This is a genomic window from Verrucomicrobiota bacterium (assembly GCA_037139415.1).
In the GTDB taxonomy this organism is placed as follows: domain Bacteria; phylum Verrucomicrobiota; class Verrucomicrobiia; order Limisphaerales; family Fontisphaeraceae; genus JBAXGN01.
The window spans coordinates 1-17,237 of record JBAXGN010000177.1 but is presented as its reverse complement, the minus strand read 5'-3'; the positions used below and the strand labels follow the sequence as shown (position 1 = coordinate 17,237).

Sequence of the window (17,237 nt, the reverse complement as noted above, 5' to 3'; positions counted from 1 at the left end):
AATGAATCCATCGTTCCTTCAAAAAAAATGCCGCCAGTGTCGAAAGATAGGCTAAGGATTGGGGATCTGGCAGGTTGTTTTCGCGTGTCATTTCAGGAAATCCACCTTGGCACTCAGTTCGGGGGTCAGGAACCGATCCGGATTTTTAATTTGCACCTTGAGTTGCAAGGTGCCCTTCTGGCGGCTGGCTTCAGGGGAAATCTCCGCCACGTATCCTTCATAGGCATGGTCGGGATACGCCTCCGGGCTGACCCGGCACCGCTGATTCAGGTGAATTTTGGCCACGTCGGTTTCGTTCAGGTCAATCTCCACCTGGAGATCGCTTGGGTCCGCCACCGCCATCAGGGCGGTGCTGATCCCGCGGGCACCGCCGAAACTCTGCGGGGTTACCATTTCATTGGCCTCTACCAATTTTTCCAGCACCACGCCATTGAGGGGGGAACGGATGATCGTCCAATCCAGATAGACTTTGAGCAACTGCAATTGGCCCTCAATTTCGCGCACCGTGGCGCGGGCGATATCCAGTTGCAGCCGGGCGTCGTCCGCGGATTTTTGCATTTCCACGTTGGCTTTGACGAGAGCCTCGGCACGCTTGAGATCCAACTCAGCTTTGGTCACGCCCACTTGGGCGCCTTCCAAACGGGCCTGCGTCTCCTGCCAGCGGGCCTGGTATTCGCTGTCATCCAGACGCACCACCACCTGGCCGTTGGTGACGGCATCCCCCTTTCTCACGCCAATCCAGCGGACCTGCCCCATAAAACGCGGGCTGATCTCGATACGCTCGCGATTGATAATATAGCCGCTGACCGTCAGGACTGAGTCCGCACGCGGCTCGGTCGCACCCGATGATTTCACGCCAACGTTGGCGGTATCTGGGGCGTTGGCGCGGGAAGCGGAACTGCCGGAAGGCGAAACTCTGGCGGAGTTTTCGGTGGTGTTGGTCACGCCTGGGGGTGGTTTGACGGAGCCGCCCAGACGCTGTTTCTCCGGATCCCAAGGCCGGTACAAATACAGGGCCACGCCGGTGACCAGCAGCACTCCAAAAACAATCCCCCACAGCGTGCCGGAAGGCCGCCGACGGGCGTCTGCCTGGATTCTCAGTTGCTGCAGTTTGTCTTCGTTCATGGATGCGCTCGTAATAATCCGGTTCCCGTCTTCATACGGTCTTCATACGGTCTTCAGCGCCGCGATGACCGGCAGCCGGGCGGCGCGCATGGCGGGTAGTAAACTCCCAACCACGCCAACAATCACGGAAAAAATCAGCCCTTGCGCCACCAGCCCGGGCGTAATCCGGAACTGGAACACCGTCTCGCTGAAGGTTTCCAAGCCGATGGTGGCGGTGGTGTAGCCATGCATCGGCAGGGCCAGCAGGCAGCCCAGGATGCCACCGATCAAGGACAGCAGCGCTCCCTCGATCAAAAAACTCAACAGCACGGTCCGCCGACGGAAACCCAGCACCCGCAACGTGCCAATCTCGCGGGTGCGCGAGCCGACGCTCGCATACATGGTGTTCATGGCGGCAAAGACGGCCCCGACCGACATGATGGTGGCTAAAAAATTGCCCAGAATCTTGATGGGCATCGCCGTCATGGTTTGCTTGCTGTAATAGTCCGCCTCCCCCATTGCGCGCAGGGAAAGGCGCTTGTCCGTATCCACCCGGTTGCTTAGCGATAGCCCCTCGGCTGGCGATGCCACCCGCGCCAGCGCGCTCGAATAGTTTTCCCGGTCGAAGATCGCGCGGGCCTCATCCGCGTCCATCCACACCTCGGAGTCAAACGCGCTGTTGCCGCCGTCCAGCCAGCCAACCACCGTGAGCGTTTTGCCGCCCGTGACGAATTGCTCGCCGGGCTTAAAGTTGGCAAACCGCGCCGCCATGCGCCGGCTAACCACCACCTCCCGCTGGCCGCGAACAAACCAGCGACCGGCGGCCAGCGCCACCTGCGGACGCAGTTCCCGGCCCATCGGCGAGACGCCGCGCAACAGCACGTTGGCTTCGCTCCCATCCTGACGCGGCAGGCAGAGCAGCACGATGACATCGGCGGAAATCAGCGGTTCGCCATTCGTGTCGCGCGCGATCTGGGGTAGATAGACCAACTGCCGGTACTGTTCGCGGGTAATCTGGCTGGCCGATTCGGCGGTGGACCCCTTGCGCACGATCAGCATATTGCGCGGATCCCCGGTGTTCTGGCTGGATTTTTCCAGGCCGACCGCCAAGGACAACACCAGCACGTACACGGACACCACCAGCGCCACACCGAGAATCGTTGCCAGCGTGGCGCGCCAGCGCACCAGCACATTCCGGACGTTGTATTTGAGCGGGAGCGCCATGTTTAATCCAGGGTTTTCAACCCGTCCACCACGCTGGTGCGAGCGACGGAAATCACCGGGGCCACGCACGAAATAATCCCCAGGCAGGCGGCCACGACCATGGCCAGGCCGATGATGCGCCCGGTCACTTCCGAGGTGATGATGATATTCTGAGTCATGGCCGCGATGCTGCCGATCTGGACCACCTTCCCACCCCCATTCAAGAGGCAGAGCCCCGTCAGCATGGACAGCAGGCAGCCAACCCACTCGCGCCGCCAAAGCAGGCGCAAGCCGCTCAGGAGAAACACCCCGCCAATTCCAATCACCGCGTAGCCCGCCAATTTCGTGTGCGTGTAAAACAGCCAGCCGCCGCCGATGCCCAAAATCGCCCCCATGAGCGCCAGGCCAAAACTTTCCGCCAGGATGAACGCGAACAATTCCCGGCGGCGAAAGCCCAGCGCCTTGAGGATGGCCAGTTCCCGGAACCGTTCGCGCACCGCCATGCTCATGGTGCTGGCGGAGACCAGTACCAGTGTGAACACCACCACCGTGCAGATCGAGTTCACCAGCGTGCGTATATTGCCCCACATGGACACAAAACTGAGCTGAAACGCCCGTTCGGACTCGGCGCGCACCTCGGCGGAGGAATTGGCGAAGGTGTCATTGATGGCCTTGATGACCATGGGCATATCCTCGGCGCTGCGCACCTTGACCCACCAGGTGCCCACCTGGCCCAGGTTACCGGTGGCCTCGTCCAGGTATTTCTGGTGAAACAGCACGTTGCGGTCGTCAATGGTGCCCGAATAAATGCCTACGACCTTGAACTCCAGCGTCACAAAATAGATGTCGCTGGTGAACTGGATTTTATCTCCGGCCTTGATCCCGTATTTTTCGGCGGTGAGCGCGCCAAGGATGCAGGTGGTACGGTCCTTTTCAAACGCTTCGTAGGCCCCCGGCGCCATCTTGGCCTCCCCGAAAATGGCCCGCACCTTGTTCGCGTCCATGGCAAACTGGGCAAAGGAGGGAAACGACTCGCTCTTAAACCGGCCGCCAAACCAACTGAACGGCGAGACGGCCTCCACCCCAGGCAGTCGCTCGATGATGGGGCGCTGCCGGGCAGGCAGCGGCTGGGCCAGGGACACCCGGTTGCGCACCACGACCCGCAAGGCCGCGCCAATATCCTCCGGCGGCATGGTCAGCTCCCGCTGGACCACCAGCAGCGTTACCAGTAAAAACAGGCTGATCGAGACGCTTACAACCGAAAGCGCCGCGCGCCGCTTGTTGCGTAAGGCATTTTTAACGATGAACGTGCCGAGGGTCATGCATTCGAGGTGCTTAACTCGCCTTTTTCCAGGTGAACCGAGCGTGAGCCGAAGGCGGCGGCCTTGGGATCATGGGTGACCATAATGACCGTTTTTCCCGCCTGCCGGCTGAGCGTTTGCAGGATGGTCAGCACCTCCTGGGCGGAGTGCGAATCCAGGTTGCCCGTGGGCTCATCCGCCACCACCAGCGCCGGGTCGGTGACCAGCGCGCGCGCAATGGCCACGCGCTGCTCCTGGCCCCCGGAAAGTTGCTTGGGCAAATGATGTCCCCGCTCGGAAAGGCTCACCAATTCCAAGGCGAGCTCCACCTGTTTGCGCCGCTGCCGACGGTTCAGGGACGTCAGCAGCAGCGGCAGTTCCACGTTTTCAAACGCCGTGAGCACCGGGATGAGGTTGAAGGTCTGAAACACGAACCCCACGTTCTGGTTGCGCCAGTCGGCCAACTCGGTTTCCGTGAGCTGGGTGAGGTTGATCCCTTGAACTCGGCATTCCCCACGGGTGGGCCGGTCCACCCCGGCAATGATGTGCAACAAGGTGGACTTGCCCGAACCGGAAGGTCCCATGAGCGCCAGAAATTCGCCGGGCGATATGTCCAGCGAAATCCCGCTCAGCGCGGTGACGTCGATTTCACCCTGCCGATATATTTTGGTCAAGTCCCGAACCGTGACAATGGGCGCTTCCATACCGAAGTATATTCAGGGAGACATCATCCGTGCAATTCAATATTAAATTGATAGCTTTGCTTTTTGGCACATTTGCTGCCTTCACTTGTCGCGTTGCGGTAATGCGCTCGTGGCTCAGGGCTTGGGCCTTGGCGACCTCGTTGCGCAGGCTGCGCAGAGCCTCCGGGCTATCCGAAACCTCGGCGGGCAGGAACTTCAGGGCTACTTCCTTGTTCAACTCCTCATCCTGCGCCAGCCAGATCATCCCCATGTCGCCCAGGCCGAGATCGTGCATCAGGGTAAACCGCCCCGCCCCGACCTTTTGGCCGGGCGCAAAGGAGGCGTTACCCATCGGAGTTGCCATGGCGCAAAGGCTAGCGGAAATCAGCCGGTGGCGGAAAGGAAATCGTGTGGCTGCCGGTTTCTGGATTTCTGGAATCCCGCCTCACTGCGGTTCGACGACTTTCAGCCCCGGCACATAATCGAAGTGACGCCGATTGAACGTCGCTACTTCGCTACCACGCTCCAACGCCGTAGCGGCCACAATGACATCGTAACTGATAGGAATTTGCTTTTTGGCACGTTTCATGCTGTCACTTGTCGCGTTGCGGTAAAGCAAATTCTTATCAGTTCAGTAATAGCGAACCAAGCTTCACACTGCCCCCTTATTCCGGGCTGTCTAACTCAATATCCGGGAAATATTTACTGACGCACCCCGGGCAAATCCCGTGAGAGAATCTCGCCTCGGTATGTTTCGACACATACGATTCCACTTGCTCCCAATAGCCTTTGTCATTGCGGATCTTTTTGCAATGGGCGCAAATGGGCAGAATACCTCGTAGCGTTTTGATCTGTTCCCACGCTTCCTTAAGCTCAAGGTCGCTTTTTTCCTTGGCCAACAGCATCAGGCTAAACCCGCTAATAAGCACCATGCAGAAGCTGGACATAAGCAGGATTGGCACGGTGTCGAATCCTAAACGCGGAATAAGATCGGCCTGCCTCAAAATAATCAGCATCCCGCCTGCGAAATAAATCAACGCCAAAACCCCAAAACCAATGCCCAATACTTTGCCGAGCACTGATGGCCGCCTAGGCTTACCTAACAAGGCCCACGCCGGTATCCCATAAAGCACGCAATGCACCAAGAGAATTGTCGCCGCTCTCGCGGGTGGGCTCAAATAAATCGTCAATAGGCAAATGGCCACGATCACTGCTGCAAGCGAAAAATGCGTCCGTCGGCTCACCGACCGGCCGAGAATAAAAAATATCGCCCAAGCCTCATAGGCGCAGCCCAGGAGCAGCGCTCCGTTGGCGAATAAAAGCGTAGTTATCTCCGGCGGTCCGCTCTGCAAATACAAAAACAGCGAACCTGTCCCTTGCAGAAACTTCGCTGTAATCCAATAGGGTATCCATTGGGATTTTTCTTTGCCCCACTGATAGAGGATCAGGAGCAGCGCAAAAACATAGGATCCGATAGAAAGCAGCAAAATAATCGTCTTTGAGTCCATCGTTCTTCTTTCTCAGCAAACATCATTTACGACAAACCGAGCATGTGGGGTCGATTAAACTGATAAGACATTCCTTTTTGGCACGTTTCATGTTGTCACTTGTCGCGTTGCGGTAAAGTGGAGTGCGGAATGAAGCCGATTTTGCAGAAAAGGTTCTTCACCGCCCCCCACCCGCCCGACTGGACGCAATGCGGGTCATCAGCCGGCCTATCGGCCGTCCTCCTTGATCGTGTGGATCACGCTTTCGGATTTGGTGCCACCGAGATAATCTTTGATCACATCATTGACGCGATCTCGTTTTGAGGTTTCAACCTCGATGGCGACCGCATCCCGTTCCAAAGTAAAGACCTTGTCCGCATCCTGTTTCTCCAGCTCGTCGAGTCTGGTCCGCCACCTCGGGTTCATGGACAACGGCGTGAAGAGAAAGCCCCGGTAGCCGGTGTGGACTTTGATATCCTTGCCGGAGAAATCATCGATCACGAAATCATAGGTTTTATCCGCGGCCAAATCCGCCGTTATGACTTGGACCACCCCGCCTGCAAACAGGACGAGGAACGACTTCTGTCCCGGCTCGCACACTTGCTGCCATTCGCAATACTCGGGCAGATCCATCAGGAATGTCCCTTTCTCGTCAAAAATCGCGCAGCGGAACACGCCGTGATAGGTTCGGTGAATGTTGACCAGCGCTTTGCCCGCTGGAGGGGTGGCAATCCTCGATACTTTGGTGATATGGGTGGCCTTGGCGTGGCTGGTGATCGGCTGGCTCATGATCAGTGCGAGGCACAAGGTGAACGACGACAATAGGTATTGGATGGGTTTCATAGATGGAAATGACAGGACTTCGATTTTACCTCCTGTCGCCGGACTGGCTGCGATGCGGTTATGGATCATTGCTTTTTGACTGTCATACATACTGAGAGCACTAAATCCCGCTCTTGGAATCTTGTCAACCCGGGTGTTTGATTTTTTCCGACTGATAGGAATTTGCTTTTTGGCACATTTGATGCTTTCACTTTTCGTGTTGCGGTTAACCGAGGAAGTGAGTGAAGGCGGTGTAGTAGATGCCGAGCGAGTGGGGGAAGTAGACGGAACCTTTGATGTCGAGCTTATTCCCGCGGCCGGTGGCCTACATCACAGACGAGAAGTCGCCGAAACCATCGATGGAAATGACCGCGGCTTCGTCGAAGGGCCCACAGAAAAAGGCCGAGGCGAGGTGGGCTCGGTGGTGTTCTACGAAGTGGGTGGTGGCTTTGTTGGCGGCGATGCCGACTTGCTCGAGTTCCTCAGTGTAGCGGGAGACGCGAATGGTGTTGCCGGCGCGCGAGGTGAGGCGGGTCCAGTCGGCGGGACGCAAGGCGAGGCGGGCGAGCTTTTGCCAGAGGTGGGCCTTCGGGTCGCGGGAGATGGCGATGTGGTCGGGTTGGGCTCCGCTGAGGACGGCGAGGGCGGCTTGGGCAGGGAGTCCGGCCCAGTGCTTTTGGCGGTTGAAGCGCTCCTCTTCGATGGCGGCGGTAAGTTGGCCGTGGCTCAGGGACGCGGCGGAGGCGTCACCGTGAAAGGCGTTGAGTCCTAAGATTTGCATTTCATTTGGCCTAGTGCGGCCTTGATGAGCGTTGTGTCGGATTTGACATACCAGTCATCCCACTTGGAGAGAGTTGGAAACATTCTCGTGTACCCTTTCGCAGTGAGGAGATCGTAAATGCTGCGTCTGGCGGATGTATAATTATGTTCGCAGGAAATCACAGATACTTCGTAATCAGAAAAGTCGAAGGCGCTCAAAATCTGAAACTCGCTTCCTTCTGTGTCTATGGATAGGTAATCAATGTGACGTGGCGCATTGTGTCGTTTCAACAAATCCAGCAATGATACCGTTGCAACCCGATGATGGACGGCGCCCTTCCGCTTGTCCGCGTTATGGTCGCTGGCGACAAAACCACGAAGAGTTGATAATTCGGGTTCGGATACGACATCAAATTCCAACGTTTTCCCGGTCTCGCTCCAAACACAGTCGGTGTCGATGATTGCTTTTCTGTTTTGTGCTAGTTCGTTGTGCCAAATTGGCGCTGGTTCAGCAAGAATCCCGGTCCAGTCATAGCTTTTCTCGAGCAGGTACGTGTTGCTTAAATCAACGCCGTTTGTGGCGCCAAATTCGACGAAGAAGCCCGACCGCTTGAAATTGGTCACCAGAAGGGCAAAGATATCTTGCCTTAGCTGGGACCTACTTCCCTCGTTAAGACCACTGGCGCTAACGGCGAACTCAACAAACTGACTATACTCTATCTCCAGAAGCTCGTGCTGCTTAATCTTCGCGGATCGAATCACCTCGTACCCGAGAGCTCGAGAGCAGTATTTCAACAATGCTTTCATGATAGTGGCCAAAAAGGGACGACAGCCTCGACATGGTAGCGCGGGGGGAATCGCGAGCAACCTCAGCGTCCTACTCTGCGCTCTACCAGCATGCGTGCCAAGAAACTGATAGGAACTTGCTTTTTGGCACATTTAATGCGCTCACTTATCGCGTTGCGGTAAGGAAGCATTGCTTTTGGCTCGCCATCAAATATCACACAGTTGGTGCGCACGGGCGATAATTTACGCCAATATTGATACGGGGCAAGCATGAATTTGGAAGCATGAATTTGGAACGGGGAGAAAGTCGTTCTGGAGGCGGGAGGCAGCAGGCGAGGGCGGTGTCAAACCATAACAAGGCTCATTATCCGATTGGTTCAACCCTTAACCGCAAACCGATGAGTTTCCGTCACGCTTCGCACGCTTCGTGTTCCACTCAATTTCGTCTGATCCTATCATTTGCGTTGAATGTTCTCCACCTGACCGGGTAAAATCACCAGCGCATGAACGCACGCAATATTCTCATCGTTGCCACCGTCAACTCGTTTGCAGCGGGAGTTGCACTGGGTGCGGTTGCGATGAAATCCAATGGCCTGCATACCTCAATGGACCAAGAAAAACAATCATGAAACACTTCTGGTTTACCATTGTTGCAGTGTTCGCTGTTCTCTGCAGTTCCACTGGGGCCGCGAGCGAACGTCCCAACATCGTCTTCATCCTCGCAGACGATTTGGGATACGGGGACGTCGGCTGCTACAACAAGGACTCCAAAATCCCGACGCCGAATCTTGACCGGATCGCGGGCGAGGGAATGCGCTTCACCGATGCACATGCGGCCGCTTCGGTCTGCACGCCCTCGCGCTATGCGATCCTCACGGGGCGCTATGCGTGGCGTACGCGGCTCCAGCGTGGCGTGCTCGGATTATGGGGAAAGCCGCTCATCGCGCCCGGTCGTCTGACCGTGGCATCGCTGCTCAAGCAGCACGGCTACGCGACCGCGTGCATTGGCAAGTGGCATCTGGGCTGGGACTGGCCGGTGAAAGACGGCAAGCCGCCTGGAAGCGGCAAGGACGGCCTAAGCAACGTCGCTTTTGAACAGCCCGTGGCCGACGGTCCGACGACGCGAGGCTTCGATTATTATTTCGGCACCGATGTGCCGAACTATCCGCCGTATTGTTTCATCGAAAATGATCACACGGTTGGCATTCCGTCTTTGCGGGACACCGGGCGTGTGGGTGGTTTCAACATTCCGGGCCCGATGTTGCCAGGCTGGGAGTTAGTGAACATCCTGCCCGAACTGACACATCGCGCGGTGAATTGGGTCGAAACGAGCGCCAAATCTGGCAAGCCTTTCTTTCTCTATCTGCCGCTCACGTCGCCGCATTACCCCATCGTGCCGGCGCCGGAATTTAAAGGCAAATCGAAGGCCGGCGATTATGGCGACTTTGTTTACCAGACCGACTGGACCGTCGGCCAGGTGCTCGATGCCTTGCAGCGCGCGGGCGTCGCCGGAAACACGCTCGTCCTTTTCACCAGCGATAACGGGCCCGAGATTACCGGCGAGGTGAACCCCGGCGCCTACGATCGCATTCAGCAGTTCCAGCACTACAGCATGGGCGTTCTCCGCGGCGCGAAGCGGGACACCTGGGAGGGCGGTCATCGCGAGCCGTTCCTGGTCCGGTGGCCCGGTAAAATCAAGCCGGGCACGGTCAGCAGCGAGACCATCTGCAACGTGGACTTCATGGCGACCGTCGCCGCTCTGCTCGGCGCGCAACAGCCGCCGAATGCGGGCGAGGACAGCTTTAATCTGCTTCCGGTGTTCCTTGGCGAAGCGCACGCCCAACCCGTGCGCCCGGCTATTGTGCATCACAGTTGCTCCGGCAAGTTCGCGCTTCGCAAAGGCGACTGGGTGTTTATCGACGCGCCGACCGGCGATGATAACAGAGCCGTGGGTGAACCGCAGTGGTTCAAGGACGAACGCGGCTACACCAAGCATAACCTGCCCGGCGAACTGTTCAATGTGCACGACGACGTGTCCGAGCGCCGGAACCAATTCGCTGAACACCCGGAAGTGGTGCGCGAACTGAAGGAGTTGCTGGAAAAATACAAGCGCGACGGTCGCAGCACGCCCGGTGCGCCGCAGAAGAACGATGTTACCATCGGCATCGTCGAGAAGGGTAAAGTCAAGCTAACCGAATGAACGCACGAGCCCAAAAGGTGTACCCCATGAACTGCAACTCATCACGCTTGTTTTGCGCCACATGAAAATCACCGTCACCCTCGCCATCACGTTATTCCTTGCCGTAGTCTCCACTGAGGCCGCAAGCGAACGCCCCAACCTCGTCTTCGTCCTGTTCGACGACATGGGCTGGGGGCAGCCGCCGTGCTACAATCCGCAGTCCGCGTTGCGCACACCGAACCTCGACAAGTTCGCCTCGCAGGGCATGCGGTTCACGGATGCGCACACCGCCGCCGCCGTTTGTACCCCGACGCGTTACGGAGTGCTCACCGGCCGCTACCCGTCGCGCATCGGGCAGTTCGGCGTGCTCACCACGTTTTCAAAGCCGATTATTCCGCCGGGCCGCACGACCGTGGCGTCATTGCTCAAGCAGCACGGCTACGTGACCGCGTGCATCGGCAAGTGGCATCTCGGCATGAACTGGGTGGATGGAAAACCGGGCAGCGAGAAGGAAGTGCCCTTTGGTGCGAAGATGACCGGCGGCCCGAACGCGCTCGGTTTTGATTACTTCTGCGGCTTCACCCACGCCCGTAACATCGGGACGATTATTGAGCAGGACCATGTCGTCGCCCACGTCGAGCCGGTTGAAAACCAGCCGCTCATGCTCAAGAAAGCCCTTGAGTGGATTGATCAGCGGAAGGCGGGCGAGCCATTCTTTCTCTACTTCCCACTGGGGATACCGCACGAGCCGATCGTGCCCGCGCCGGATTTCACCGGGAAAAGCGGCGCGCAGGATCTCGTGAAGCAGGATCCGAAATACGGCGACTGGCTTTATCAAGGTGACGCTATGCTCGGCAAAATCCTGGAAGTGCTCGCCCGCAACAACCTGGCCGACAACACGCTCGTCATCGCCACCAGCGACAACGGCGCGGAGCATCGCGCCTACGCGCCGCTCCGCGAATCCAAGCGCAGCATCTACGAAGGCGGGCACCGTGTCCCGTTTGTGGCGCGCTGGCCTGGCAAGGTGAAGCCCGGTTCGGTCAACGATCATACCATTTGTCTCAACGACCTTATGGCCACCGCCGCCGAAATCGTCGGCGCGAAGATTCCTGACAGCGCTGGCGAGGACAGCGTGAGCCTCATGCCCGAGTTGCTCGGCACCACGACAACCGTTGTGCGGGAGGCGACCATGCACCAGTCCGCCGCCGGGGATCTCGCCATCCGCCAGGGGCCATGGAAACTGATCTTCCTTAAGAGCGGCCAGCGGGAGCTCTACAATCTGCAAAACGATCTGAGTGAAACCAAGGACGTCTTGGCCGCGAACTCCGAAGTCGCCGCGAAGCTGACGGCGCTCATGCAGGGGTACATCGCCAACGGCCGCAGTACAGCGGGAGCAGCGCAGCAGAATGACTTCGATCTCTCCATCAACGCCGGCGAGCTGAAGGGCAAGCGCAAGAAAAAAGGCCAGAAGACGGAGGCTGAGCGCGCGCGAAATGGCTCTGGCAGCCGACCCGGCGTTTGACTGAGCGCGAATCAGCACGGCGACGGAATGAAGAATCAACCACCCAAAGAAAAACCATGAGATATCTGCAACGGAGTAGCGTGATACTGGCGTGTTTCTTGATCATGTGCGCAAAGACCTCCGAACCGAAGGCGGTCGTTGCGCAGCCAACTCCCCTGCATCCCGCCCAGCCGAGCACCAGCCATGACCGCCCGCGCTGGACCACCAACATGGCCGGCTGGACCATCCATGTGAATAGCCGGCTGTGGACGGAACAGCCGGAGGCGACCGGGAAGGCCATGGTGCTGTTACAGAAGCAGCTCGAGGAAATCAACCGCAACGTTCCGAAGGCCGCCGTCATTGAACTGCAGAAAGTGACGCTGTGGATTTCCCCGGAGTATCCCGGCATCAAACCTCGCGCCGAGTACCACCCCAATGCCGTCTGGCTGCGTGAGCACGGGCGCGATCCGGCCATGGCCAAAGGCGTCGAGTTCACCAACGTCCGCATCTTTGAGTCGGAGGCCCGGCGCATGCCGAACTTCGCCCTGCACGAGTTGGCGCATTCTTATCATGACCGGGTTTTGCCGAAAGGTTTTGGCAACCCTGACATCAAGGCCGCCTATGAGCGTGCCAAGGCCGGCGGTAAATACGATCGCGTCGAGCAACGATTCGGCGATGGCCGCACCACCCAAGCCCGCGCTTACGCCATGACGAATCCGCAGGAATATTTTGCGGAGAACACCGAGGCGTTCTTTTCCACCAACGATTTCTTCCCCTTCACCCGCACTGAACTGAAACCGCACGACCCGGAGATGTTCGAGTTACTGGCGAAGCTGTGGGGTGTGGAACTGAAATAGGCATTCTGGTCGCCTGTGAGGTGGATGAGGAAGCGACGATCCGTACGCTTGGCGATGTGTATAAGGGCCAAGTGATCGTTGGCCGTGACCTGTTGGCGATCACGCCCGGCACAGCCGCCCCGGCCAACTAATAACTTATAGGCAAGCGAAGTAACAGAGCTTCATGGCTTGGGCTCGAATTCCTTCTCTGCCTCGACCACCACCGGGGCGATGACACCGGTCCACACCTTGTAGCCTTCGGGCAGCATGTGGATGTCCTCAGGGATGAAATACTCGGCCTTGGGCTGACCGTCGGCTCCCAATAAGGGAGTGGTGGTATCAATGAACTTCATCCACGGCTCCGTGGCACACTCCTGCTTGATCGCTTGATTGGCCTGTTGGATCGCCTCCCATTTATTAAAGCGCTTGCCGGGACTGGGCACGATGCCGAGCACGTAGAGCCGGGTTTTGGGCAGGGCATTGTGGATTTGGCGATGCAATTCCTTGAAGCGCTCGAGAATCTGCTCTGGTGTCACCCCGGCATTGATGTCGTTGCTGCCTTCATAGAGAATCACTGCCCGAGGTTTGAAAGGGATCGCCAGTTTCGGGATAAACAGTTCGGCGGCGTGCTTCATGGTACTGCCGCCGATACCGTGATTGTAAACGGTGAGCGGGGCGAGGTCGGTGGTCACGGTTTTCCAGCGTTCCATATGCGAACTGCCGATGCAAATAATCGCATCCGGCTTGGGCGACGAGACCGTGAGTTTCTTCTGCACGAGGGCCTCCCACTTGCTATTACCGGCGGGCGTCGGCGCACCCATAGCAAACGGGTTCAAAGCGAAGGTGAAGAGTAGCAGCGCGACAGGTATATTCATGGCGAAGACAAGTAATTCGTAATCGGTAATCAGTCAATCCCGTATTCGAACCAATGGGGGACAAATTCCAGATTAAGCCGACTGCCTCTCAACCCGTAACTGCCCAGCGCCTGCCGGATAAGCATTTGCATTTTTAGAAATCAGTGTAACTTTTGCCGACAAGCCATCGTCTGGCCCTAAAGTCAGGAATTATACATGAATAAAATAGCATTTTGTTTAGCCGTGGCAGCACTGGGTGTTGCCGTTCCCTCCATGCCGTTATCCGCACAGGAAACCCGGCCCGCCAACCCGGAAATTCGCCAAAACCGGGAAACTGGCCGCGAGAGTCAGCGGCCAGAAGGCGGAGAGGGACGTGAAGGTCGCCGCCCGGAGGGAAGGTCCATCCGAATGAATCCCTTGTTCATGGCATTGGATACCAATGGCGATGGCGTGATCTCAGCCGAAGAAATCAAGAATGCCCCAGCAGCCCTCTTGAAGCTGGATAAAAACGGGGACGGTCAACTTACGGAAGATGAGTTACGCCCGAATTTTGCTCGGCAGGAGGGCGAGCGTGGCCGGGGCGGTTCTTCTGCCAATGTTGAAGAAATCGTTCGCCGCCTGATGGAGTTTGATAAAAATGGCGATGGCAAGATCACCAAGGATGAGCTGCCGGAACGCATGCAGGGCCTAATGGAACGTGGCGACTTAAACAAAGATGGCGTGCTCACCAAGGATGAAATCCGCAAGCTGGCGGAAGCCCAGGCTGCGGGCAACCGGACCGTCAGTGGCGGTGAGAGTCAGCGCCGCGAAGGTGGAAAAAAACACGACGAGGACGATGATGACAAGGAGCACGCCAAACGTCCCGCCGCGAATAAATAACCTTGGACTGAAATCAGCGAGCGCTCCCCTTCAGGCCAGACGCGAATCTTCGCAGCCGGATCGGCGGACTTAATATGCAATTCAAGAATTCATTGATCTTTGGCAGTTTATTGCTGGCTTGGTCCGGCAATCTGGCATACGCAAATACCAACGTGGCCAGGCCATTTGTGTTTCATCACGAGAATGTCCTTGGTACTTCTCTGGAACTGAAACTCATCGCGGTTTCCGATGCCGACGCTCGGTCAGCCGAAGCCCTGGTCTTGGATGAAATTGATCGGCTGGCGGGAATCCTCAGCACGTACGAATCATCTTCCGAGGTGAGCCGGTGGTTGAAGACCAGTCAACAACCGGTGGCGGTCTCCGCCGAATTGTTCCATGTGCTTGAGCAATACGACCGGTGGTGTGACTTGAGTGGTGGCGCGTTCAATGCCACTGCCGGAGTGGCGTTGGAACTCTGGAAAAACGCAGCGGCCAGGCATAGGGTGCCGACGCGCGATGAACTGGCGGACGCAGTGGCACAGGCCGGCGTATCACCATGGAAACTTGACCCCGCAGCCCGCACTGCAACGCGTACCGGCACCGCAGCGTTGTCCTTGAATGCACTGGGCAAAGGGTGTATTGTGGACCAGGCCTGCGCGTTCGCGCTCAGCTCCGGTAAAGTCACTGCCGCGCTCGTGAACATCGGTGGCGATTTGCGCATCATGGGCGACTGGGTGGAATCCGTGGGCGTGGTTGATCCGCTGGCCGATGCGGAGAACAGTGCCCCAGCAGCTCGCCTGCGAATCCAAAACCGGGCGGTGGCCACCAGCGGTAATTATCGGCGGGGCTTTGCCATCAACGACCGTTGGTACTCCCATATCGTTGATCCCCGGACGGCGCGTCCGGTGGATCATGTAATCAGCGCCACCGTGGTAGCCGGGTGCACGGCAGATGCCGATGCGCTTTCCACCACCTTTTCCGTGCTGACTCCCGAAGAAAGCCTGCGGTTGGCTTCGTCGTTGCCCGAAGTCGAGTACCTGCTGGTGACGGCAAATGGCCGCCAGATCACCAGTCGCGGTTGGCACCGGTTTGTATCCCAAGGATATGAGGTGGCGGCCGCCGGTGGCAACCTGCCTGTCATGACGGGTAATCAGGCGGGCACAAGCTGGAATCCCGAGTTTGAATTAATCGTCAACCTGGAGTTGAATCGCAGTACCAGCCAGCGTTATCGGCGGCCGTTCGTGGCAGTATGGGTGGAAGATCAGGATAAGTTCCCGGTGCGCACCATGGCTCTTTGGTTTGATCGCGCCCGCTGGCTGCCCGACCTGAAAGCCTGGTACCATGGCGACCAAATGCGCACCATGGCCGATGGCACCGATCTGACCGGTACCGTATCCAGTGCCACCCGGCCAGCGGGTAAATATGCAATCAAATGGGATGGCAAGGATGATAAAGGCAAACCGGTCAAACCCGGCAAATATACCGTTTGCATCGAGGCGGTGCGCGAGCACGGCACCTACCAGTTGATCCGTCAGGAAATGAGCTTCACCGGTACGGCGGCTCATCTTGAACTCAAAGGTAACCCAGAAGTTTCCTCCGCCTCACTTGACTACCGACGAAAAACAGCCACCCACTGACGGGCCGGACACTCCCTCAGCGGAGATGTCAAAACCCGCAAGTACCGGCCTGGCCGCATTCTTGCGGTGGCTGCATCTTTACCTGTCACTGTTCAGCTTTGCTGCCCTCTTCTTTTTTGCCGTCACAGGGGTTACGCTGAACCATGCGGATTGGTTCTATGGCGATAAACAGCAGACGGTTCAGTGCAAGGGGCAACTGAACGTGCGCTGGGTCAAACCGGCGGAGAGCAGTAACGTGGCCCGGCTTGAAATTGTTGAATTCCTTCGCCGAACCCATTCGGTCAAGGGTGCGTTGAGCGATTTCCGGGTGGAAGATTCACAGTGCACGGTTTCCTTCAAGGGCCCCGGCTACGCCGCGGACACCTTCATCAACCGGGACACGGGTACGTACGAGTTGAACGAGACCCGGATGGGATTCACAGCCATCATCAACGATCTGCACAAAGGCCGGGACACCGGACGCGTCTGGTCCTGGATGATAGATGTTTCAGCGATTCTGATGTGCCTGGTTTCCCTCACGGGACTGGTGTTGGTCGTGTTTCTTAAACGCCGGCGCGCCGCTGGGCTAGCCGTGGCAGTAGTGGGCACGATCATTTGTTATCTGCTCTATGCCTGGTGGGTGCCCTGAGGGAAACTCGCTTTCTCTGGTCATTGAATTGATCCCACTCAGGTTATTCGGGCACCACGCATCCCAAGTGCAAGGTCAGCATGGCCACCTATTCCTTCGCTTGATCGTGCATTCCCAGAGTGGCTTGCATGACACCCTTATGCCTTGATTCTCCGCAGAAATTCCGCAGGTCGGATCGTTACAATCCCGAACGGGTTGTCCATGTCCAGTAAACGACCCGGATCATCGCCGTTTCTTGCGATGGGATTTCTGGCGGGCAACCACACGGCTAATGGTTTTCGCATCCGGTTCACCAGCACGTCCACCGGCAAAGACGCTTTCAAATTCCCGTACCTCTTTAGCAAGTTCTCGTTCTTCCAATGAACGGAGTCCAGCTCGGATTACCTCCGAGCGGTTATTATAACGCCCCGACTCAATCATTTGCTTGATGAAGTCTTGCCAATAGCTTGTCAATGCAATACTCATGTTCCAATAGTTGCTAACTATTGGATTTTTGTCAAGCTGATGAACATCGCTTTTCTATGGTCAGCAGCCAATCCCGCAAGTAATGCGTCAGTGACAGCGGGGAAAACCGCATGGGGGGTGATTCACGCGGAACT

The 17,237-nt window shown here is 57.5% G+C and carries 20 protein-coding genes; 8 read left to right on the top strand and 12 right to left on the bottom strand.

All coding sequences use genetic code 11. The annotated features are described in order from the left end of the window. Positions 1–87: 87 nt before the first annotated feature. The 10 genes from WCO56_23700 to WCO56_23655 form a co-directional block, all read right to left on the bottom strand. Positions 88–1,125, bottom strand: a complete 1,038-nt coding sequence (locus tag WCO56_23700; GenBank protein MEI7732597.1) for an efflux RND transporter periplasmic adaptor subunit — start codon at positions 1,123–1,125, stop codon at positions 88–90. A gap of 42 nt (positions 1,126–1,167) precedes the next feature. Beyond that, a complete protein-coding gene (locus WCO56_23695) occupies positions 1,168–2,328 on the bottom strand; it encodes an ABC transporter permease (GenBank protein ID MEI7732596.1) in 1,161 nt (386 codons plus the stop codon). 2 nt (positions 2,329–2,330) lie between these two features. Then, the gene (locus WCO56_23690; GenBank protein MEI7732595.1) at positions 2,331–3,629 is read right to left on the bottom strand and encodes an ABC transporter permease; all 1,299 of its coding nucleotides are present in this window, start codon (positions 3,627–3,629) and stop codon (positions 2,331–2,333) included. Then, entirely contained in the window at positions 3,626–4,312 is a 687-nt protein-coding gene (locus WCO56_23685) for an ABC transporter ATP-binding protein (protein MEI7732594.1), read from the bottom strand. The genes WCO56_23690 and WCO56_23685 overlap by 4 nt, the downstream gene beginning before the upstream one ends. Further along, positions 4,257–4,655 carry a hypothetical protein gene (locus tag WCO56_23680; GenBank protein MEI7732593.1) on the bottom strand — a complete coding sequence of 133 codons (399 nt, stop codon included), beginning with the start codon at positions 4,653–4,655 and terminating at the stop codon, positions 4,257–4,259. Before WCO56_23680 ends, WCO56_23685 begins: the two co-directional genes overlap by 56 nt. An 81-nt stretch (positions 4,656–4,736) precedes the next feature. Next, the gene (locus WCO56_23675; GenBank protein MEI7732592.1) at positions 4,737–4,880 is read right to left on the bottom strand and encodes a hypothetical protein; all 144 of its coding nucleotides are present in this window, start codon (positions 4,878–4,880) and stop codon (positions 4,737–4,739) included. Positions 4,881–4,956: 76 nt separating this feature from the next. Continuing rightward, positions 4,957–5,799: a hypothetical protein gene (locus WCO56_23670; GenBank protein ID MEI7732591.1), complete on the bottom strand. Its 843-nt coding sequence runs from the start codon at positions 5,797–5,799 to the stop codon at positions 4,957–4,959. 207 nt (positions 5,800–6,006) lie between these two features. Beyond that, positions 6,007–6,621 carry a hypothetical protein gene (locus WCO56_23665; protein MEI7732590.1) on the bottom strand — a complete coding sequence of 205 codons (615 nt, stop codon included), beginning with the start codon at positions 6,619–6,621 and terminating at the stop codon, positions 6,007–6,009. Positions 6,622–6,925: 304 nt separating this feature from the next. Continuing rightward, positions 6,926–7,381, bottom strand: coding sequence for a carbamoyltransferase N-terminal domain-containing protein (locus tag WCO56_23660; protein MEI7732589.1), 456 nt, complete (start codon positions 7,379–7,381; stop codon positions 6,926–6,928). Then, on the bottom strand, positions 7,369–8,166 hold the full coding sequence (locus WCO56_23655; GenBank protein ID MEI7732588.1) for an FkbM family methyltransferase: 798 nt from the start codon (positions 8,164–8,166) through the stop codon (positions 7,369–7,371). The genes WCO56_23660 and WCO56_23655 overlap by 13 nt, the downstream gene beginning before the upstream one ends. A 482-nt stretch (positions 8,167–8,648) precedes the next feature. Between WCO56_23655 and WCO56_23650 the strand changes: the two genes are divergently transcribed. The 5 genes from WCO56_23650 to WCO56_23630 all read left to right on the top strand — a co-directional run bounded on the left by WCO56_23650 (position 8,649) and on the right by WCO56_23630 (position 12,813). Further along, on the top strand, positions 8,649–8,774 hold the full coding sequence (locus WCO56_23650) for a hypothetical protein (GenBank protein ID MEI7732587.1): 126 nt from the start codon (positions 8,649–8,651) through the stop codon (positions 8,772–8,774). Next, positions 8,771–10,345 carry an arylsulfatase gene (locus WCO56_23645; GenBank protein MEI7732586.1) on the top strand — a complete coding sequence of 525 codons (1,575 nt, stop codon included), beginning with the start codon at positions 8,771–8,773 and terminating at the stop codon, positions 10,343–10,345. Before WCO56_23650 ends, WCO56_23645 begins: the two co-directional genes overlap by 4 nt. A gap of 61 nt (positions 10,346–10,406) precedes the next feature. After that, a complete protein-coding gene (locus tag WCO56_23640; GenBank protein ID MEI7732585.1) occupies positions 10,407–11,846 on the top strand; it encodes an arylsulfatase in 1,440 nt (479 codons plus the stop codon). Between the two features lie 56 nt (positions 11,847–11,902). Beyond that, on the top strand, positions 11,903–12,682 hold the full coding sequence (locus tag WCO56_23635) for a zinc-dependent peptidase (protein MEI7732584.1): 780 nt from the start codon (positions 11,903–11,905) through the stop codon (positions 12,680–12,682). Then, positions 12,661–12,813, top strand: a complete 153-nt coding sequence (locus tag WCO56_23630; protein MEI7732583.1) for a hypothetical protein — start codon at positions 12,661–12,663, stop codon at positions 12,811–12,813. Before WCO56_23635 ends, WCO56_23630 begins: the two co-directional genes overlap by 22 nt. A 30-nt stretch (positions 12,814–12,843) precedes the next feature. On the opposite strand, the gene WCO56_23625 is transcribed toward WCO56_23630, so the two are convergent. Beyond that, a complete protein-coding gene (locus tag WCO56_23625; GenBank protein MEI7732582.1) occupies positions 12,844–13,536 on the bottom strand; it encodes a GDSL-type esterase/lipase family protein in 693 nt (230 codons plus the stop codon). A 195-nt stretch (positions 13,537–13,731) separates the two neighbouring features. On the opposite strand from WCO56_23625, the gene WCO56_23620 reads away from it, so the two are divergent. The 3 genes from WCO56_23620 (at position 13,732) to WCO56_23610 (ending at position 16,638) form a co-directional block, all read left to right on the top strand. Beyond that, on the top strand, positions 13,732–14,394 hold the full coding sequence (locus WCO56_23620) for an EF-hand domain-containing protein (protein MEI7732581.1): 663 nt from the start codon (positions 13,732–13,734) through the stop codon (positions 14,392–14,394). 74 nt (positions 14,395–14,468) lie between these two features. Continuing rightward, on the top strand, positions 14,469–16,010 hold the full coding sequence (locus WCO56_23615) for a DUF2271 domain-containing protein (GenBank protein MEI7732580.1): 1,542 nt from the start codon (positions 14,469–14,471) through the stop codon (positions 16,008–16,010). Between the two features lie 25 nt (positions 16,011–16,035). After that, positions 16,036–16,638, top strand: coding sequence for a PepSY-associated TM helix domain-containing protein (locus WCO56_23610; protein MEI7732579.1), 603 nt, complete (start codon positions 16,036–16,038; stop codon positions 16,636–16,638). A 222-nt stretch (positions 16,639–16,860) separates the two neighbouring features. On the opposite strand, the gene WCO56_23605 is transcribed toward WCO56_23610, so the two are convergent. Next, on the bottom strand, positions 16,861–17,103 hold the full coding sequence (locus WCO56_23605) for a type II toxin-antitoxin system ParD family antitoxin (GenBank protein MEI7732578.1): 243 nt from the start codon (positions 17,101–17,103) through the stop codon (positions 16,861–16,863). Positions 17,104–17,237 lie beyond the last annotated feature (134 nt).